General features: G+C 68.4%; 21 protein-coding genes and 2 tRNA genes. 13 read left to right on the forward strand and 10 right to left on the reverse strand.

The genetic code is table 11. The annotated features are described in order from the left end of the window. Positions 1 to 16: 16 nt before the first annotated feature. Positions 17 to 1783, reverse strand: a complete 1767-nt coding sequence (locus NDI76_RS12490) for a PAS domain-containing sensor histidine kinase (RefSeq protein WP_310924409.1) — start codon at positions 1781 to 1783, stop codon at positions 17 to 19. A 72-nt stretch (positions 1784 to 1855) separates the two neighbouring features. Between NDI76_RS12490 and pyrF the strand changes: the two genes are divergently transcribed. Beyond that, positions 1856 to 2680: an orotidine-5'-phosphate decarboxylase gene (gene pyrF / locus NDI76_RS12495; protein ID WP_310924410.1), complete on the forward strand. Its 825-nt coding sequence runs from the start codon at positions 1856 to 1858 to the stop codon at positions 2678 to 2680. A 42-nt stretch (positions 2681 to 2722) separates the two neighbouring features. On the opposite strand, the gene NDI76_RS12500 is transcribed toward pyrF, so the two are convergent. Beyond that, positions 2723 to 2866, reverse strand: coding sequence for a hypothetical protein (locus NDI76_RS12500; protein ID WP_310924411.1), 144 nt, complete (start codon positions 2864 to 2866; stop codon positions 2723 to 2725). A 41-nt stretch (positions 2867 to 2907) separates the two neighbouring features. Further along, positions 2908 to 3117, reverse strand: a complete 210-nt coding sequence (locus NDI76_RS12505) for a hypothetical protein (RefSeq protein ID WP_310924412.1) — start codon at positions 3115 to 3117, stop codon at positions 2908 to 2910. 109 nt (positions 3118 to 3226) lie between these two features. Between NDI76_RS12505 and NDI76_RS12510 the strand changes: the two genes are divergently transcribed. From NDI76_RS12510 to NDI76_RS12525, 4 genes are all read left to right on the forward strand, one after another. After that, the gene (locus tag NDI76_RS12510; RefSeq protein ID WP_310924413.1) at positions 3227 to 3826 is read left to right on the forward strand and encodes a J domain-containing protein; all 600 of its coding nucleotides are present in this window, start codon (positions 3227 to 3229) and stop codon (positions 3824 to 3826) included. Positions 3827 to 3993: 167 nt separating this feature from the next. Further along, a complete protein-coding gene (locus tag NDI76_RS12515; RefSeq protein WP_310924414.1) occupies positions 3994 to 5607 on the forward strand; it encodes a GTPBP1 family GTP-binding protein in 1614 nt (537 codons plus the stop codon). A 102-nt stretch (positions 5608 to 5709) separates the two neighbouring features. Continuing rightward, on the forward strand, positions 5710 to 7005 hold the full coding sequence (locus tag NDI76_RS12520) for a DUF7662 domain-containing protein (RefSeq protein ID WP_310924415.1): 1296 nt from the start codon (positions 5710 to 5712) through the stop codon (positions 7003 to 7005). A gap of 74 nt (positions 7006 to 7079) precedes the next feature. Further along, complete coding sequence (locus NDI76_RS12525) at positions 7080 to 8378, forward strand: M48 family metallopeptidase (protein WP_310924416.1); 1299 nt, start codon at positions 7080 to 7082, stop codon at positions 8376 to 8378. 11 nt (positions 8379 to 8389) lie between these two features. Here NDI76_RS12525 and NDI76_RS12530 read toward each other — a convergent pair whose 3' ends face one another. The 3 genes from NDI76_RS12530 to NDI76_RS12540 all read right to left on the reverse strand — a co-directional run bounded on the left by NDI76_RS12530 (position 8390) and on the right by NDI76_RS12540 (position 10204). Continuing rightward, positions 8390 to 8878 carry a double winged helix-containing putative transcriptional regulator gene (locus tag NDI76_RS12530; RefSeq protein ID WP_310924418.1) on the reverse strand — a complete coding sequence of 163 codons (489 nt, stop codon included), beginning with the start codon at positions 8876 to 8878 and terminating at the stop codon, positions 8390 to 8392. Continuing rightward, complete coding sequence (gene mch, locus NDI76_RS12535) at positions 8875 to 9819, reverse strand: methenyltetrahydromethanopterin cyclohydrolase (RefSeq protein WP_310924419.1); 945 nt, start codon at positions 9817 to 9819, stop codon at positions 8875 to 8877. The genes NDI76_RS12530 and mch overlap by 4 nt, the downstream gene beginning before the upstream one ends. 67 nt (positions 9820 to 9886) lie before the next feature. Then, positions 9887 to 10204, reverse strand: a complete 318-nt coding sequence (locus tag NDI76_RS12540) for an MTH1187 family thiamine-binding protein (RefSeq protein ID WP_310924420.1) — start codon at positions 10202 to 10204, stop codon at positions 9887 to 9889. Positions 10205 to 10287: 83 nt separating this feature from the next. Between NDI76_RS12540 and NDI76_RS12545 the strand changes: the two genes are divergently transcribed. Further along, entirely contained in the window at positions 10288 to 11361 is a 1074-nt protein-coding gene (locus NDI76_RS12545) for a YihY/virulence factor BrkB family protein (protein ID WP_310924421.1), read from the forward strand. Positions 11362 to 11420: 59 nt separating this feature from the next. Beyond that, entirely contained in the window at positions 11421 to 11741 is a 321-nt protein-coding gene (locus NDI76_RS12550; RefSeq protein ID WP_310924422.1) for a DUF7130 family rubredoxin-like protein, read from the forward strand. 126 nt (positions 11742 to 11867) lie between these two features. Here NDI76_RS12550 and NDI76_RS12555 read toward each other — a convergent pair whose 3' ends face one another. The 4 genes from NDI76_RS12555 to NDI76_RS12570 form a co-directional block, all read right to left on the reverse strand. Next, on the reverse strand, positions 11868 to 12098 hold the full coding sequence (locus NDI76_RS12555; RefSeq protein ID WP_310924423.1) for a YrhK family protein: 231 nt from the start codon (positions 12096 to 12098) through the stop codon (positions 11868 to 11870). A gap of 75 nt (positions 12099 to 12173) precedes the next feature. Then, the gene (locus NDI76_RS12560; protein ID WP_310924424.1) at positions 12174 to 12662 is read right to left on the reverse strand and encodes an ester cyclase; all 489 of its coding nucleotides are present in this window, start codon (positions 12660 to 12662) and stop codon (positions 12174 to 12176) included. Positions 12663 to 12784: 122 nt separating this feature from the next. Then, positions 12785 to 12855, reverse strand: a tRNA-Gly gene (locus NDI76_RS12565). 168 nt (positions 12856 to 13023) lie between these two features. Continuing rightward, positions 13024 to 13094, reverse strand: a tRNA-Gly gene (locus NDI76_RS12570). Between the two features lie 203 nt (positions 13095 to 13297). Between NDI76_RS12570 and NDI76_RS12575 the strand changes: the two genes are divergently transcribed. The 6 genes from NDI76_RS12575 (at position 13298) to NDI76_RS12600 (ending at position 17423) form a co-directional block, all read left to right on the forward strand. After that, positions 13298 to 13669 (forward strand): hypothetical protein, encoded by a 372-nt coding sequence (locus NDI76_RS12575; RefSeq protein WP_310924425.1) that lies wholly within the window; start codon positions 13298 to 13300, stop codon positions 13667 to 13669. Between the two features lie 170 nt (positions 13670 to 13839). After that, positions 13840 to 14676, forward strand: coding sequence for an RNA methyltransferase (locus NDI76_RS12580; RefSeq protein ID WP_310924426.1), 837 nt, complete (start codon positions 13840 to 13842; stop codon positions 14674 to 14676). 4 nt (positions 14677 to 14680) lie between these two features. Further along, positions 14681 to 15697 carry a 50S ribosomal protein L3 gene (locus tag NDI76_RS12585; protein ID WP_310924427.1) on the forward strand — a complete coding sequence of 339 codons (1017 nt, stop codon included), beginning with the start codon at positions 14681 to 14683 and terminating at the stop codon, positions 15695 to 15697. Between the two features lie 3 nt (positions 15698 to 15700). Further along, on the forward strand, positions 15701 to 16447 hold the full coding sequence (gene rpl4p, locus NDI76_RS12590; RefSeq protein ID WP_310924428.1) for a 50S ribosomal protein L4: 747 nt from the start codon (positions 15701 to 15703) through the stop codon (positions 16445 to 16447). Beyond that, entirely contained in the window at positions 16444 to 16695 is a 252-nt protein-coding gene (locus tag NDI76_RS12595) for a 50S ribosomal protein L23 (protein ID WP_310924429.1), read from the forward strand. The genes rpl4p and NDI76_RS12595 overlap by 4 nt, the downstream gene beginning before the upstream one ends. A 2-nt stretch (positions 16696 to 16697) precedes the next feature. Then, positions 16698 to 17423 (forward strand): 50S ribosomal protein L2, encoded by a 726-nt coding sequence (locus tag NDI76_RS12600; RefSeq protein ID WP_310924430.1) that lies wholly within the window; start codon positions 16698 to 16700, stop codon positions 17421 to 17423. Positions 17424 to 17425 lie beyond the last annotated feature (2 nt).

Consider the following 17425-nt stretch of genomic DNA (forward strand, 5'->3'; position numbering starts at 1 on the left):
GGGGCGCGGCGCTCGGTCACACGCTGCCGTCGACCGCTCCCGCCGGGTGTTCGGCGGCGAACTCGAAGCGGGCGCCGCCGGTCTCGCTCTCGGTCAGCGTCACCGACCAGCCGTGGGCCTCGGCGATGCGCTTCACGATGGCGAGACCGAACCCGGTGCCGTCGGCGACGGAGGAGTGGCCGGCCTCGAAGACGGTCTCGCGCTCGGACTCGGAGATTCCGGGACCGTCGTCCTCGACGTAGAATCCCCCGTCGGTCCGCCCGACGGTGACCGTGAGGGTGTGGGTGTCGTCGTCGGTGGAGCCGTGCTCCACACTGTCGTCGGGCGTCGCCCGACTGTTCGTGGAACTGTGTTCCACACTGTCTCCGGGAGCGGAGCGACCGGAGGCCTGTCGAGCACCGTGCTCGACAGCGTTCCGAAACAGGTTCTCGAACAGGGCGCGCAGTCGTCCCGGGTCGGCGGGAACGGTCGCGTCGCCCGTTTCGACGGCGAGCGTCGCCCCGTGGGTCGTCGTGCTCCGCCACGCCGCGTCTACCACGTCGGCGATGCGCGTCGAAGTGAGGTCGTCGACCACCGTCCCCTGTCGCGCCAACGCCAGCACGTCCTCGATGAGTTCGTCCATCCGTCCGTGAGCGTCCTCGATGCGGTGGAGGTACGACCGGGCCGTTTCGTCGTCGACCGCCTCCCCGAGGAGTTCGAGGTAGCCCTGCGCGACGTTCAACGGCGAACGCAGGTCGTGGCTGACGACGTCCGCGAACTCCGACAGCCGCTCGTTCTGCCGTTCGAGCCGTCGTCTGTCGGCCTTCCGGTCGGAGATGTCGATGGAGAAGCCGACCAGTCCGACCACTTCCCCGTCGGCGTCGCGCCACGGTACCTTCGAGGTGAGCACCCAGTCGCCGGTGACGGTGCCGTCGGCCTCCCCGTGCCGTTCGAGCAGCGACTGCATCGAGAACGTCGTGTCCGCGGGGACGATGGGTTCCTCCTGGTCGAACAGCGGTTGGCCCGTCTCCATGATCCGAAGGTCGTCCTCGTACGTCCCCCGCGACGTCTCGTCGGGGACGACGTCGTAGTCGGTCTTTCCGAGGAAGCGGTCGGGGTCGCCGACGTACGCCTCGCTCACCCGGATGTGCTTCGCTTCGCGGTCCTTCACGTACAGGTGCGCCGGCACCGTCTCGAAGATGGCGTTCAGCAGGCCGCGCTCCCGCGAAAGGTCCGCGGCGAGTCGCTCCCGCTCCGACCGAAGACGCGCGGCCTCCGAGCGCGCCACCGCGCTCCGAACGCGGGCGTCGAGGACGGCGGGGTCGGCCGCGTTCGCCGCCGGGACGAACTCCGCGGCGCCGGCCTCGAACGCGTCGGCGGCGTCCGCGGCGTCGCCTCCGACGAGGACGACGGGCGCGTCGGCCGGGAGGCGCCCGAGCGTGTCGAATGCGGAGGCGTCGAGCGGACCGGGCGACCCGGGCGCGGACGAAGCGTCGGCGTGCGCGACGACGCAGTCGAACGCGCCGTCTTCGAGTCGCTCGCCGAGCGGTTCGGCGTCGGCGGCGGTCGGCCCCGTCCCCGGCCCCGCCGCCGCGTCCGCCGTCGTCTCCGTCACCGTGAATCCGAGCGTCCGAAGGGCGTCGGCCGTCTCGTCCGCGCCGTTCCCGCGAGGCGGACCGGCGCGCGCGTCCTGGAGGGCGACGACGAGGACGGCGGGCGAATCCGGCGCCTCCGGTGTCCCTTCTCCACCGTCTGTCCGCGATTCGCCGCGCTCGGGTCCCAACACAATCTGTTCGACCGACATATCACGAACGGAGTATTGAATCTATCGGGTCGAATGGGAACTTTCTCGGCGGCGGCGCGCGCAGGTCAGCCGATGACTACCGCGTTCTTCGACCGCCTCGCCGACCGCATCGAACGCGTCGACAGCGTCGTCTCGGTGGGTCTCGACGCCGACCGGTCGCGCATCCCCGAGCACTTACAGGAAAAAGACCTGCCGCAGTGGGCGTTCAACCGCCGCATCATCGACGCGACGCACGAGCACGCCGCCTGCTACAAACCGAACGCGGCGTTCTACGAGGACGCCGACGGCTGGCGGGCGCTCCGCGAGACCATCGCCTACGCGCACGGAAAGGACGTGCCCGTCCTCCTGGACGCGAAGCGCGCCGACATCGGCAACACCACGCGCCAGTACGCGAAGTTACTCGACGAGGCGGACGCCATCACGGTGAACCCGTACATGGGTCGGGACTCCCTGCAACCGTTCCTCGACAGGGAAGACAAGGGGGTCTTCGTCCTCTGTCGCACGTCCAACCCCGGCGGTTCGGACCTGCAGGACCTCGAACTCGACTCGGACGAGAAACTGTACGAACGGGTCGCCGCCCTCGCGGACCTGTGGAACCAACACGGCAACGTCGGCCTGGTCGTCGGGGCGACGGCGCCCGAGGAGTTGGAGTCGATACGGGAGCAGGTTCCCGATTTGCCCTTCCTCGTGCCCGGCATCGGCGCGCAGGGCGGCGACGCCGAGGCGGCCGTGGAGTTCGGTCTCTCCGACGGGGTCGGCCTCGTGAACTCCTCGCGCGGCATCATCTTCGCCGGCGAGGACCGCGGAGAGCAGTTCGCGGGTGCGGCGGGCGAGGCGGCCCGCCGACTGAAGCGACGGCTCAACCAGTACCGCGAGGCGGCGGACGGCGACGAGTAGCGTTCACGGGAGTCGGCGCGCCGAGTTCTCCGGGAACCGAACTCAGTAGACGAGTCCGACCGAGAAAAGGTGGTCGCGGTAGGCGGTGCCGTCCTCGAAGCGGTCCCCGCAGGCCGGACATTTCCGTTCCGACCCCGGTTCCCGCTCTGATTCGGTCGCTTTCGCTGTCTCCGTCGGTTCCGTCACGTTCGTACGCAGACTATCGAAGCGGGTAGTCGTTGCGCCGGTCAGATCCGGTGAACGTCGTCGTCGTCGACGCCGGGGCCGGAGTCGGGGTCCGGGTTGGCGATGTCGTCGCGTCCGGACCGCTCGACGCAACGGGTACAGAGGCTCTTGTCGCGCTGATAGTGCTTCTCGCACACCGGCGTTCCGCACTGCCCGCAGGTGTGTTCGGCCTCGTTCGACTCGCAGATCTGACAGAGTCCGGAGAGGCTCATACGCGGCGGTACGAGCGGGGGGTATCTACGTCTTGGGGGCGGCCGGACGCGGCCGTCGAATCGGCGGGGGCGGCGAGACGCTTACGGTCCTGCGAACCTAAGCCCGAGCGTGGACCGTGACACGCTCGTACTGGGGCTTGCGGCGGTGTTCGCGGGTATCTCCATGCTTCTCGTCGTCCTCGGCTTCGCCTACCAACTGTTCTTCCTGCTCGTCGCCGTCCCGTTCGTTCTCACGACGTACCTCATGTGGGAGCACGCCAGCGGACGGTTCAGAGAGCGAATCCGGCAGAGCCGAACCCGGCGCGGCCGCGGCCGAGGAGCGGAGAACGCCGCCGGCCGCGGCCCGAGCGACTTCCGCGGGTTCGGTCCCGGCCGTCGCTCGGCCGCCGACGGCGCAGGCGCGGAAGCGGGGGCGGGGGCGGGCGGCCCGAACGGACCCGGCGGGGCGAGCGGAGGCGCCGGCCGACGCGGCCGACGCGGGCGGAACCGGAACCGTCGACGTCGGTCCCGCGGGGCCGAGGAGGCGGCGAGCAGTCGGCTCTCCCCGGCGGAAGCGTACCGCACGCTCGACCTCTCCTCGTCGGCGACGACCGCCGAGGTGAAAGACGCCTACCGCTCGAAAGTCAAGGAGGTCCACCCCGACACCGAGTCGGGGAGCCGAGAGGAGTTCAAGCGCGTGAACCGGGCGTACGAACGGCTCTCGGAGTGAGCGCTGCGGCAGCGTCGAGCACGCTCCGTTGCCGGCGCTCGCCGTGACTGGTACTCTCACACCACCGCGAGAACGGTCGTGTCGGGTCTATAGTCGCCATATCCCTACTGTGATACTGAATATCATGCACGGAAAGCGTTTTACTCGGTCCTCCCATATCCGCGCTCATGAGCGCTGACCGGGCCGCGCTGAACAAGGCCCTCGAGCGCGGCGAGGAGGAGGGCGGCAACATCGAGTTCAAAGAGCGGCTCTCCCGCGCCGTCCACCTCGCGGACGGGCGGTTGGAGAGTTTAGCCGCCCAACTCCGGCACCGAGTCCTCTCCGGCGACGGCACGGCGACGTACGTCGTCGGCGTCACGGACGACGGCGGCATCGCCGGCATCGCGCCCGACGAGTTCTCCGAGTCGATGGACGTACTCTCCATCCTCGCCGACGAGGCGGGCGCGCACATCGAGGACGTCGAGACGTGGGGCGTCGGCGACGACGCCTCCCGCGGACTCGTCGGCGTCGCCACCGTGCGGGAGGGTGCCGCCCTCGACGCCGACGACGACCACATCGTCGTCGGGACGGCGGGTCACGTCGACCACGGGAAGTCCACCCTCGTCGGGTCGCTCGTCACCGGGCGGGCCGACGACGGCCAGGGGAGCACCCGCGGGTTCCTCGACGTGCAACCCCACGAGGTCGAACGCGGCCTGTCCGCGGACCTCTCCTACGCCGTCTACGGCTTCGACGGCGACGACGCGGTCCACCTGGGGAACCCCCACCGGAAGTCCGACCGCGCCCGCGTCGTCCAGGAGTCCGACAGGCTGGTCTCCTTCGTCGACACCGTCGGGCACGAACCGTGGCTCCGGACGACGATTCGGGGGCTGGTCGGCCAGCGACTCGACTACGGACTGCTCGTCGTCGCCGCCGACGACGGGCCGACGAAGACGACGCGCGAACACCTCGGCATCCTCCTGGCGATGGAGTTGCCCACCGTCGTCGCCCTGACCAAAGTGGACGCCGTGAGCGACGAACGCGTGCAGGAGGTCGAACGCGAGGTCGAACGCCTCCTGCGCGACGTGGGTCGGACGCCCCTGCGCGTGGACCGTCACGGTGTCGACGCCGCCGTCGAGGAGGTGAGTTCCTCGGTCGTTCCTATCCTGCAGACCAGCGCGGTGTCGATGGAGGGCCTCGACCACCTCGACTCGTTCTTCCGGAACCTCCCGAAGACGAACTCGGAGTCCCGCGAGGACTTCCGGATGTACATCGACCGGACGTACTCGGTCACCGGCGTCGGCGCCGTCGCCTCCGGGACGGTCAACTCCGGCAGCGTCGAGGCGGGCGACGAACTCAAGGTGGGACCGATGCCCGACGGCTCGTTCCGCGACGTGGAGGTGCGCTCCATCGAGATGCACTACCACCGCGTTGACCAGGCGAAGTCGGGCCGCATCGTCGGCATCGCCCTCAAGGGCGTCAAGGAGTCCGAGATAGAGCGCGGGATGGCGCTCCTGCCGGGCGACGCCGACCCGACGCCGGTGCGGTCGTTCGACGCGGAGGTGATGGTGCTGAACCACCCGACGCGCATCCGCGAGGGGTACGAACCCGTCGTCCACCTCGAAACCGTCAGCGAGGCCGTCGTCTTCCGCCCCGAGGGCGGCCAACTCCTCCCCGGCGACACCGGCGAGGCGACGGTGGAGTTCAAGTTCCGCCCGTACCTCGTCGAGGAGGGCCAGCGGTTCGTCTTCCGCGAGGGGAGTTCGAAGGGCGTCGGCACCGTGACCGAGATTCACGGCGACTGACGGCCCGAGAGATGCTTCCTGACCCCCCGTCCGCACTCTTTCAATTATCAAAGACTGTAATCTGTTCTGAAAGCTTTTGTCGCTGCCGCCGAGACGATTCGCATGGAACTGAGTGGGTACGAGTTCGGGCGGGTCTGCGACGTCGACCCCGACCGGACCGACGCGGGGGTCCCGAGGGTGGTCGTCCCGCAACCCGAGTACGCGAAACGGGACGAGAAGCCGGTCCACGACCACGGCTGGGGGCCGTTCTGCGCGTTCGGCATCCCCGACGAGGGGACGCACCGACCGGGCGTGTACGTCCTCGCCGTCGAGGGCGAGGTGACGTACGTGGGCGAGACGCAGGACCTCTACGCGAAGTTCGCCAACGGCTACGGCACCATCTCGCCGGCCGACTGCTTCGAGGGCGGCGGCGGGACGAACTGCCGGCTGAACACGGCCATCTTCCACGCCGTCCGGGCGGGCGACCGGGTGTCCGTGCACCTCCACGCGACGGACGACTTCGCCGGGACCGCCGACGAGAACCGCGCGCTCCGGCGCATCATCAAAGACGACCTCGTGACGGCGCTGAATCCGGCGTGGAACCGGACCGGCGGGGACGACCGGGCGGACGAGAGGGAGGACGCCGAGAGGGGGGAGGCGGATGCACCCGAAGTCACGCAGGAATCGGTCGAGTCGGAGTCAGACCCCGGTTCTGAGACAGAACCGAACGCCCGAGCGGGAACGGAGAGCGGTCCCGACGGCGACGGCGCGGACGCCGAACCCGACCCGGTCGGAGCGGCGATGCCGAACACCGGGTCGTCCGGCGGGGTTTCCTCGAACAGGAACTCGGCCGGCACGGTCGAGGAGTGGTTCGAGACGGAACGGCGCGCGTCGGGACGGTCCGAAGCCGAGCGGTCCGACCCGGAGCGACCCGACCCGAATGCGTCCCGCCCGGCGGAGTTCGACGCGGCGGCGCCCGACTCGACCGCGCCGGCGGCGGAAGGATTCGAGCCGAAACCGGTCGAGCCGGAACGTTCGCGGGACGCTCGGAGCGCGCCCCCCGCGGCCGACCGCCCGACGGGCGAGTTCGCGGCGCTGTACGACTACCTGGTCGAACACGAACGCGACCGAGTGGAGCGCTCGTTCGCCGACTTGGAGGTCGTCCTCGACGCGCGGTTACCGACGGAGGCGCGCCGGTGGCGGCGCTGGTGGACGAACGACGAGTCGTCGCACCCGCACGCGAGCGCGTGGCTCCGCGCCGGGTACGAGGTGACGGAAGCCTCCCTGCCCGAGGGTCGCGTCGCCTTCGAGCGGGTCGGGACGGACGAGCGGTCGCAGTCGGCTCCGGAGTCGGAGTCGGAGTCGGGGTCGGTCGCGTCGCCGTCGGCGGGGCGCGCCTCCCCCCAGCGGCCGGAGTGACGACGGCGGCGAATCCGCCGTCGAACGGCCGCCGCGGCGCGGCGCTTAACCGTTTTCGACCCCACTTTCGTGGCATGGTGTCGCAAGCGGCGATCTCCTTGGTCGCCCTCCTCGTCGGGACGCAGGTTCTCTTTACGGTGTTGGACGCGCTGAACCTCAGACACGGCGCCCGCGCGGTCCGCGAGTCGGCGTCGTGGGTGCGCGAGACGCTCGGCGTCGACGATCCCGAGCGGATGCTCTCCTACCAGCGGTCGAAGACGGCGCTCTCCAGAGCGCAGTCGTGGGTCGGCGTCCTCGTCGTCCTCGCCGTCGTCGTCTCCGGCCTGTTCGGCGACGCGGTGGCGCTCCTGACCGAGACCGGACTGCCGACCGTCGCGCAAGGGGTCGCCCTCCTCGTCGCCGCCGGCGTCCTCGCGCGCCTGTTCGGCGCGCCGTTCGACCTCTACGAGACGTTCGTCCTCGAAGAGCGGTTCGGGTTCAACAACCAGACGCCGGCGCTGTGGCTCCGCGACTTTCTCGTCGGCGCCGTCCTCTCGGCGGCGCTGGCGGGCGCCCTCGGCGGCATCGTCCTGTTCGTCGTCGACCGCCTACCGACGCTGTGGCCCGCGGCCGGATGGGCCGTCGTCGTCGGCTTCTCGCTCCTGATGATGGTGGTCTACCCGCGGTTCGTCGCGCCCCTGTTCAACGACTTCGACCCCGTGGAGTCGGGGCCGCTCCGAGACGCCGTCGACGACGTGTTCGAGCGCGCGGGGTTCGACTGCGAACAGGTGTACGAGATGGACGCCAGCCGCCGCTCCTCGCACTCGAACGCCTACTTCGTCGGCTTCGGGCGGGCGAAGCGGGTGGTGCTGTTCGACACCTTAGTCGAGCAGATGGACCGCGAGGCCGTACAGGCCGTGCTGGCGCACGAACTCGCCCACTGGAAGCGCGGGCACATCTGGAAGCAACTCGCCGCCTCGGCGGTGCAGACGGGGCTGGCGTTCGCCTTCCTCTGGTGGGTCACGACCTCTCGGTGGGTGTACGCGGCGTTCGGACTCCCCGAGGTGACGTACGCCGCCCTCGCCGTCGGCCTGCTCTACGTCGGTCCGCTGTTCTCGCTGGCGTCGCCGCTGACCAATCGACTGTCGCTGGCGCACGAACGGGAGGCCGACGACTTCGCCGCGCGGGTGATGGGCGAGTCCGAGTCGATGACGCGGGCGTTGGCGACGCTCGCCGGCGAGAACCTGAGCAACCCGTTCCCGCACCCGTGGTACGCCGCGTTCCACTACTCGCACCCGCCGATTCCCGAGCGGATGCGGCGGTTGCGCGAGGGGAGCGGCGAGGGCGAGTCGGAGGAGAACGAAGGACCGTCGGGGCCGGCGAGCAGCGTCTGAGAGTCGGACGTCTACTCGACGGCGACGTAGCCGTCCGCTTCCGCCGCCGCGAGGTCCAAGAGGACCAGCCAGTCGAGTATTCGCTCGACCCGCTCGGTCCAGATGTCTCGCCAGTTCTCGACCGCCCGGTGTCGCTCCCAGGCGGGCACCCGCTCGTCGAATCCCCCGAAGACGTCCGCGACCGACTTCGGTTCGTCCGAGAGCGCGTCGAGCACGTCGCTCGCGCCGTACACGCGCCGCTCGAAGGCGTCCCGGAGGTGCGCCGCCGTCGGTTCTCGCTGCAGGCGGACGAAGCTCCCGTCGCTCGTCTCCTCGGCCAACTCCAGTGCGCGGAGGAAGGTGAGCCACGTGCGCGCGACGTCGCGGCTCGGCAGGTCGAGGCGGCGCATCAGGCGTGCGCAGCAGTCGTCCTCGGAGCCCGGAACGAGGGGGACGGCGCGCTGAGCGTCCGCGACGAAGCCGAGTTCGTCCGGGGGAGTGGGGACGAGTTTGAACTTCACGACCGGATGTCGAACGACTCCGCCAGCAGCTCCTCGTCGGTCTCGCCGTGGACGTACGTCGGCCCGTTCACCACGTCGACGGTGACCTTCGCGGGGGCGAACACCGTCTCGGGGACGTCGTAGAAGTCCCAGCCGACCTCCTCGAATATCTGCTGGAACGGCGTGCCGTACTCGTCGGCGGCCGTCGAGGCCACCCGGTCGAACACGTCCGAATCCTCCGTGACCGTAAGGTGCGCCTCGCCGCCGTACGCGATAGCGTCGTTCGTCCGGCCCATGGCGACGCCCTCGTCGTAACTGACGGGCGCGAGAGGGGCGGAACCGAACGCCGAGACGACGTTCCGGGGGTCGTAGTCGAGTTCGAAGAGGCGGAACATGGCGAGTTCGCACACCCGCGCGGCCGTCGTCACGCTTCCGACGAGCGACCCCGTCGCGTACGTCGGGAGGAAGACGCCGCTGGGTTCGATGCCGGCCATGTCGGCGACGTGTTCGGCAACCCGGTCACCCGGAAGGTCGATGCTCTCGATGCCGAGCACCGTGAGGTCGAACTCGTCGAAGTACTCCACGGCGTGGAACTCGTCCTCCTCGGCGACGAGGGCGCGGGCGGGACCGGAGCCGAGGCCCTCGAACGGCGGGTCGTCGAACTCGAGTTCCCACCCGGCCTTCTGCGAGCAGAGGAGCGCGAGGGCAGGGTGGTCCGTCTGGAGTTCGATTCGGGGGGTGGGTGCGCCGGCCACGTCGTCCATCGACGCCTGAATCGTGGCGAGGCCGGCCGTCTCTATCTCCGCGAGGAGCATTCCGGCCTCGATACCGCCCTCGGCGTCGACACCGAAGTCGATGACCGTCGCCCCCGAGTCGAGTTCGTACACGTCCACCCGCAGTTCGTCGGCGAAGTCGATGGCCTCGTCGACGAGTTCGATGGCCATGCGATTGATGGAGTCCATGGGCGTCGGTTGGTCGTGACCTCCTAAAGACGTTGGCAGTCGGGGCGAAAGGCGCCGGCGGGGCGTCTCACTCCTCTCGCTCTTTCTTCGCCTCCCGGCCCAGGTGCCCCTCCACGGCGTCGACTTTGTCCTGCGCCGTCTGAGTCGACCCACGCTTGTCGTCTATCTTCAGGAAGGTGCTCACCCGGTCGCCGTCGACCGCCTTGTGTGCCGCGCCGACGGCATCGAGGAGGGTGTCGACGTCGTCGGCCTCTATCACCGTCCCCATCGGGTTCGTCTCGTAGGAGACGTCGAAGTCGTCGAGGGCGGCGACGGCCTTCGCCACCTCGCCGGACATGCTGTCTTCGACGACGGGCGCGACGCTCAGGAGCGCGATGACTGTCATGGACGCACCGTCGCGCCCGCGGGACAAAACGGTACGCCTGAATGCCGCCAGTGTTTTTCTCTCGGACGGATAGTTCCACTCACATGAACTTGCGACAGTCGTTGACCGACGCGCCGTACGTCGGGCGGACCGTCACGCTCCTCCGGGCGTTGGTCCACGAAGTGCGGGCCGAGAAACTCACGTTCATGGCGGGCAGCATCGCCTACCACGCGTTCGTCTCTCTTCTTCCCCTCTTCTTGCTCCTCTTGGCGCTGGCCGCGGCCACGGGCAATCAGGCGCTGGACGAGAGCGTCCGAACGTTGGCGGGCGTCGTCCTCACCGAGGGGACGCGCGAGGAGTTCTTCGCGGAGATGACGCGGTCCAGCCAGTCGACCGGCGTCTCGCTATTCGGGGGCGCCGTCCTCCTGTGGGGGACGCTGCGCATCTTCCGCGGCCTCGACACCGCCTTCTCCGACATCTACGAGTCCGAGGCGTCGAACACGCTCGCGGACCAACTCCGCGACAGCGTCATCGTCCTCGGGACGTTCGGCGTCGTCCTCGTCGTCGGGTCCCTCGTCCACGACGTCGTCGGGTCTCTCTCCTCACCGATGCTCGGATGGGCGGCCGGCCGCGCGTTCCTGATCGGGGGGCTCGCGCTCGCGCTGTTTCCGATGTACTACATCTTCCCCGACACGGACGTGGGCGTCGCCGAAATCCTCCCGGGAACGTTCACCGCCGCGGTCGGACTCACCGTCTTCCAGTCGCTGTTCGACCTGTACACCGCCTACTCCAGCGCCTCGTCCGACGGCAGCGTCGTCGCGAGCGTGCTCGTCCTTCTGACGTGGCTGTACTTCAGCGGCCTCGTCGTCCTCTTCGGCGCCGCCGTCAACGCCGTCCTCTCGAACCGGAGCCGCGACGTGAACGTCGAACCCGTCTTCGGAGGGATCTCGCCCGAAACGAAGCGGCACGGGCGGGCCGTCTCGCGCGAGGAACTCGTCGACGCCGTCGACCGACTGGACAAACGACTCCACGACGCCGAGGAGGTGGTCGTCGTCGTCGACGACGAGGAGATACCGATTCCCGTCCCTGACGAAGTCGTCTCCGACACCGACTCGCTCCGCCTCCTGCCGGGCGGCGCGGTGACCGTCGAACTCCGGTGGTCGCCCGCCGACGAGTGACCGGTAGCCGAACTGTCTCGGCACTCTAGATTAAGCTCTCGGAGAGCGTATACTGCATTATGCCCGCGAGAACCCACGCCGCGCAGCAACCGACAGGCACGACGACCACCGTCTCCGCCGCCGTCACCCTCCGACCCGCCGTCGTCGACGCCGACCCGACCGTCCGGAACCCCGAGACCAGCGCCACGACCACCTCGCGGGCCGTCGCTCCGCGAATCACCCTCCCGAATCGCCGCCTCGCGGACGGCTACTTCGGCGAGTCCTACCTCGTCTGGCGCTGTCTGGACTGCGGCGAGACGGGGTCGCTGACGGCGTTCCCGACGCGCTGCCCCGACTGTCGAACCGGCCGCGAGTCGTTAGCGTACTGGATCGAGGACTAGCGCGGAACGCGAACGGACTGCTCTGTCGAGGGACGCTCGACGAACGCGCCCTCTCGTCGCCCGCCGGAGGCGTCGCGGGTGGGCGTCTCGACGACGAACGTACCAGTCTCGGCCGCGTTCGGCCCGTCAGGAGTCGTTCGTCTCGTATCTGACGACCGCCTGACCGACCGACCCGACGAGCATCAGAAACGCCCCGACGATGAACGCGTAGATGCCGAGTCGTTTCAGCGACTCGTACAGAAAGAAGACGCTCCCGACGAAGAACAGCACGTTGCCGAGCAGCCCGAGGCTGAGGTGAATCCATTCGTACTCCTGAAAGAGCGTTTTTAGCGCGTCTTTGAGCATTGTCGTCGTCACCAACTCCGTACGTCCACGTTGCGGCCTCGGGGCCAACTGCGTTGTGGCGGTCGTGGTGAGTGGTGTCGCGCGCGTTCAGCGTCGGTCGCGTATCGCCCGCAGCGCCAGTCTGGGAACGGTGACGAGAACCGTCGGGAACCCGAAGCCGAGTTGTCGACGGAGCGTCGCCGAGTCGACGAACGCGCGCTCCTCGGCGATGCGGCCGTCGACGTAGCGAACCATCGACATCCCCTCCAACTCGATGCGCCGACCGGTCGGGGAAATCCGACCGAACGGTCCCTCGTGTGTGCCGGTGAGCGTGTAGTGAGCCACCACGGTATCGCCCTCCGCCAGCATCTCGTGGAGTTCGACGCGGAGGTCCGGGAAGGCGGTGAACGTGTCGCGGAGGTAGCGCGCGAACGCCTCCCGCCCCCGTATCGGACGCGGTTGCGTCGGGTCGTAGAGGACGCAGTTCTCGTGGACGTACTCCGGCGCCGTCTCGACGCGGTGGTCGTTCCAGATGTCGTCGGCGAACCGACGGTGGCCGTCGAGGTTGGTCTGTTCGATGGTGTCTGTGGCGGTCATACTACCCCGTAGCGTACGTCGCCTGACAGCATATCGCTATCTGAGCGTCGCTCGGACTATCCTCGAACCCGTACTGTCGAGTCCGGAGAGTCCAGGCGCTCTGAGGGAGAGGTTCGGAAAAGTGCGCTGGCTGGGACTTGAACCCAGGTTGTGACCATGGCAAGGTCACGTGATACCACTACACTACCAGCGCGTGCCGACGGGTCGTTTCCCGCGTCACTCGAACGGATGCGACGGCGGTACAAATAAGACACGAATCGCTTCGACTTGCGCGCGTACGCGGAAGAAGAATATACTGGCGAGACACTGACTTTTCGCGCCGAGACGAGACTCGACGCTCGAAGCGTGAGATTCGGAGAAGTGCGCTGGCTGGGATTTGAACCCAGGTTGTGACCATGGCAAGGTCACGTGATACCACTACACTACCAGCGCCCGTCGCGGCGTGCGACTACAATAAATCGTAACGCGAGGTCGATTGATAAGGCTTGCGAAACGCCGTAAATCGAGCGATGGCGTGGGGGGAACACCCACGGGCGGGTCGGCGTGGCGGACGGGTCGACGACGCTGACTGTCCGATTAGAAATCCCTAACCACGACGGGTCAACCGCTATCCTCGCGAGCGGCGTGGGTGAAGTATGAACTTAGAGACCCGAATCCGCGAACTGCACCGAGACGGCGACGACGGCGCGGTGAAACAACTGATTCGCGCCGCCATCAGTTGCGGCAACGGGGCCGAGTACCGAGTAGCGAACGACCGAGTGCACGTCTCGCACTCGGCGTACACCGGGAGCCACGACATCGTGCGGGGACCCGGCTCCTTCGGACAGGTGCGAGTGGTGGCCCGCGGGACGTACCGCTTCACGGGCGGAGACGAGTCCCTAGACGTCGAACTCGACGCGGTGAACTCGAAGGCGGTGCAGTTCGGTCGGGCGCACATCGACGGGACGAACGCGGGCGGCGACGTCCGGGAGGCCGGCCGGGAGGACCGCCCGGCGACGGCGCCGTAAACGGACCGACGGTGTACCGCTCGCGGTGACGAACCGCACGGACGTTCGGCCGCGAAACCCCCGTCCTCGCGGGTGTCACGCCCTCACAACGTCGGCTACGAGTCGCTACCCTTTTAGGGAGGCATCCGGTACAAGCGATACAGTCTAGACGTGACGACGAAGGGACCGGTATGACACTGAGCGTACTCGTGCCGTCTTCCGTCGTCCGAGAAGCCGAGGACAAACGCGAGGCCACTCGCAAACTCGGTTACGTCGCCCGCGCGGCGACGGTGTTTCGGGCGGACCGGCTCGTCGTCTTCCCCGACCGGGAAGGCGAGAACCGGTGGGGAGGCGAGTTCGTCGAGACGGTGTTGCGATACGCCGCTACGCCCCCTTACCTCCGAAAGGAGGTGTGGGGTCACCGCGACGAACTGCAGTACGTCGGTGTCTTACCGCCCCTCCTCGTCTCGTCTACGACCGGCTCCGAATCGAACGGTTCGGGGTCGTTACAACAGGGAATCGTGACCGAGGTCGGACCTGAAGGTCGCGTTCGGGTCAATTGCGGACTGCAACACCCGGTCTCCCTCTATGCTCCGTCGGATACGGAGTTGAAAGAGGGGGAGCGCGTCGCCATCAGGATCTCTTCGCGAGAACCGGTCCGTGCGCGGATCGTGGACGAGCCCGTTCCGGGGTTCTCCATCGCCCGCACGGACCTCGAGGAAGCCATCGGCCGCTCCGACGCGGGCGTCACTATCGCGACGTCCCGGTACGGAGAGTCGCTGACGGTCCCGAGGCTGGCGGAACTCACCCCCCGTATCGAGCGGGAGGGAGCCACCGTCGCCTTCGGGTCGCCCGGCCGCGGGCTTCCGGACATCCTCGGCGTGGACGCCGAGGAAGTCACAGTCGAACCCTCCGACGGTCCGGGGTTCGACCTCTGGCTCAATACGATTCCGCGACAGGGCAGCGAGGTGGTGCGAACCGAGGAAGCGATGTTCGCCTCCCTCGCGTCCCTGACACTCACGGAGTGAACACATGCCACAACCAAGCAGACCACGTAAGGGTTCGATGGGTTACGGCCCACGCACGCGTGCGGCCAAGGAGGTCCCACGCATCAAGTCGTGGCCCGACGACGACGGGTCACCGGCGCTGCAAGGGTTCGCCGGCTACAAGGCCGGAATGACCCAAGTGATGATGGTCAACGACGAGTCCAACTCCCCCCGCGAAGGGATGGAGGAGGCCGTCCCCGTGACCGTCGTCGAGACGCCGCCGATGCGCGCCGTCGCCCTTCGAGCCTACGAAGACACGCCGTACGGTACCAAGCCCCTGACCGAAGTGTGGGCGTCGGAGTTCGACGAGAACCTCGACCGCGCCCTCGACCTCCCGTCGGAGGACACGTTCGACGACGACGCCGACGACCTGCGCTCCGCGCTCGAAGCAGGCGAGGTCGACGACGTCCGCGTCATCACCCACACCGTCCCGGCAGGGATGAAGAACATCCCCAAGAAGAAACCCGACATCATGGAGACGCGCGTCGGCGGCGGTTCGCTCGACGAGCGTGTCGACTTCGCCCTCGACCTCGTCGGAGAGGGCGGCGAGCACGCGATGTCGGACGTCTTCCGCGCCGGCGAGTACATGGACGTCGCCGGCGTCACGAAGGGGAAAGGCACGCAGGGCCCCGTCAAGCGATGGGGCGTCCAGAAGCGGAAGGGTAAGCACGCCCGTCAGGGCTGGCGGCGCCGCATCGGTAACCTCGGCCCGTGGAACCCCTCCCGCGTCCGTTCGACCGTTCCGCAACTCGGTCAGACGGGCTACCACCAGCGGACCGAACTCAACAAGCGCCTCGTCGACATCGGCGACGGCGACGAGGCCTCGGTCGACGGCGGCTACGTCGGCTACGGCGAGGTCGACGGTCCGCACGCGCTCGTGAAGGGGTCCCTCCCGGGTCCCGACAAGCGCCTCCTGCGGTTCCGCCCGGCCATCCGGCCGAACGACCAACCGCGCCTCGACCCCGAGGTGCGCTTCGTCTCCACCGCATCGAACCAGGGATAACTCATGCAGGCAACAATCCGAGACCTGAACGGCGACGACGCCGGCACGCTGGACCTCCCCGAGGTCTTCGAGACGGCCTACCGGCCGGACCTCATCAAGCGCGCCGTCCTCGCCGCGCAGGCAAACCGAAAACAGGCGTACGGAGCCGACCCCTTCGCGGGGATGCGCACCCCGGCCGAATCGCTGGGTAGCGGTCGCGGCATGTCTCACGACCCCCGTGAGAACGGCCGCGCCCGCCGCGTCCCCCACGCCGTCAGCGGTCGCAAGGCGCACCCGCCGAAGGCGTCGAAAGAGCAGGGCAAGAACATCAACGACAAGGAGCGAAAGCTCGCCGTCCGTTCGGCGCTCGCCGCCACGACGGACCCCGAACTGGTCGCCGAACGCGGCCACCGCTTCGAGGAGGATCTCGAACTGCCGCTCGTCGTCTCCGACGACTTCGAGGACCTCGTGAAGACCAAAGAGGTCGTCTCGCTGCTCGAAACGCTCGGCGTCTACGCCGACGTCGAGCACTCCGACGAGAACAAGCGGGTCCGCGCCGGACAGGGGAAGGCCCGCGGTCGCAAGTACACGCGACCCAAGTCCATCCTCTTCGTGACGAGTTCGGAGCCGTCGAAAGCGGCTCGGAACCTCGCCGGCGTCGACGTCGCCACCGCGGCGAACGTCGGTGCCGAGGAACTCGCGCCCGGCACGCACGCCGGTCGCCTCACGGTGTTCACCGAGAGCGCAATCGAGGAGGTGGCCGACCGATGAGCGTCGTTCGCCACCCGCTCGTGACCGAGAAGGCGATGAACGAGATGGACTTCGACAACAAGCTCCAGTTCCTCGTCGACCTCGACGCGGCGAAGCCCGAGATAGTCGAGGAGCTCGAATCGCGCTACGAGGTGTCCATCGAGAAGGTCAACACACAGGTGACGCCGAAGGGCACCAAGAAAGCAACCGTCCGACTCTCCGAGGACGACGACGCGCAGGAAGTCGCGTCGCGAATTGGGGTGTTCTAACAATGGGACGACGAATTCAAGGCCAGCGTCGCGGACGCGGCTCGCCCACCTTCCGGGCGCCGTCGCACCGCTACAAGGCCGAACTCTCGCACAAGAACGCACAGGACGAGACGATCTCCGGCACCATCGTCGACATCGAGCACGACCCGGCGCGCAGCGCGCCCGTCGCGGCCGTCGAGTTCGACGACGACGACCAGCGACTCGTCCTCGCACCCGAGGGCGTCGCGGTCGGCGACACGATTCAGGTCGGCGTCTCCGCGGAGATCAAACCCGGGAACACGCTCCCGCTCGCCGAAATCCCGGAAGGGGTTCCGGTGTGTAACGTGGAGCGACAGGTCGGCGACGGCGGCAAGTTCGCCCGCGCGTCGGGCACCAGCGCCCAACTGCTGACCCACGACCGGCGCGTCGCCGTCGTGAAGCTCCCGTCCGGCGAGGTCAAGCGCCTCAACCCGCAGTGCCGCGCCACCATCGGCGTGGTCGCCGGCGGCGGTCGGACGGAGAAGCCGTTCGTGAAGGCCGGGAACAAACACCACAAGATGAAGGCGCGAGGCATCAAGTGGCCGCGCGTGCGCGGTGTCGCCATGAACGCGGTAGACCACCCGTTCGGCGGCGGCGGCCGCCAGCACCCCGGCCGCCCGAAGTCCGTCTCGCGCAACGCGCCGCCGGGGCGCAAGGTCGGCGACATCGCCTCCAAGCGCACCGGCCGCGGCGGTAAGGGAGGCAACTGAAC

The organism is Halogeometricum sp. S1BR25-6, assembly GCF_031624495.1.
GTDB classification, from domain to species: Archaea; Halobacteriota; Halobacteria; order Halobacteriales; family Haloferacaceae; genus Halogeometricum; species Halogeometricum salsisoli.

Coding starts and splice junctions, on each gene's coding strand:
- NDI76_RS12490 (WP_310924409.1), bottom strand. CDS start 1,783: ATGTCGGTCGAACAGATTGTGTTGGGACCCGAGCGCGGCGAATCGCGG.
- pyrF (WP_310924410.1), top strand. CDS start 1,856: ATGACTACCGCGTTCTTCGACCGCCTCGCCGACCGCATCGAACGCGTC.
- NDI76_RS12505 (WP_310924412.1), bottom strand. CDS start 3,117: ATGAGCCTCTCCGGACTCTGTCAGATCTGCGAGTCGAACGAGGCCGAA.
- NDI76_RS12515 (WP_310924414.1), top strand. CDS start 3,994: ATGAGCGCTGACCGGGCCGCGCTGAACAAGGCCCTCGAGCGCGGCGAG.
- NDI76_RS12520 (WP_310924415.1), top strand. CDS start 5,710: ATGGAACTGAGTGGGTACGAGTTCGGGCGGGTCTGCGACGTCGACCCC.
- NDI76_RS12525 (WP_310924416.1), top strand. CDS start 7,080: ATGGTGTCGCAAGCGGCGATCTCCTTGGTCGCCCTCCTCGTCGGGACG.
- mch (WP_310924419.1), bottom strand. CDS start 9,819: ATGGACTCCATCAATCGCATGGCCATCGAACTCGTCGACGAGGCCATC.
- NDI76_RS12540 (WP_310924420.1), bottom strand. CDS start 10,204: ATGACAGTCATCGCGCTCCTGAGCGTCGCGCCCGTCGTCGAAGACAGC.
- NDI76_RS12545 (WP_310924421.1), top strand. CDS start 10,288: ATGAACTTGCGACAGTCGTTGACCGACGCGCCGTACGTCGGGCGGACC.
- NDI76_RS12550 (WP_310924422.1), top strand. CDS start 11,421: ATGCCCGCGAGAACCCACGCCGCGCAGCAACCGACAGGCACGACGACC.
- NDI76_RS12560 (WP_310924424.1), bottom strand. CDS start 12,662: ATGACCGCCACAGACACCATCGAACAGACCAACCTCGACGGCCACCGT.
- NDI76_RS12575 (WP_310924425.1), top strand. CDS start 13,298: ATGAACTTAGAGACCCGAATCCGCGAACTGCACCGAGACGGCGACGAC.
- NDI76_RS12580 (WP_310924426.1), top strand. CDS start 13,840: ATGACACTGAGCGTACTCGTGCCGTCTTCCGTCGTCCGAGAAGCCGAG.
- NDI76_RS12585 (WP_310924427.1), top strand. CDS start 14,681: ATGCCACAACCAAGCAGACCACGTAAGGGTTCGATGGGTTACGGCCCA.
- rpl4p (WP_310924428.1), top strand. CDS start 15,701: ATGCAGGCAACAATCCGAGACCTGAACGGCGACGACGCCGGCACGCTG.
- NDI76_RS12595 (WP_310924429.1), top strand. CDS start 16,444: ATGAGCGTCGTTCGCCACCCGCTCGTGACCGAGAAGGCGATGAACGAG.
- NDI76_RS12600 (WP_310924430.1), top strand. CDS start 16,698: ATGGGACGACGAATTCAAGGCCAGCGTCGCGGACGCGGCTCGCCCACC.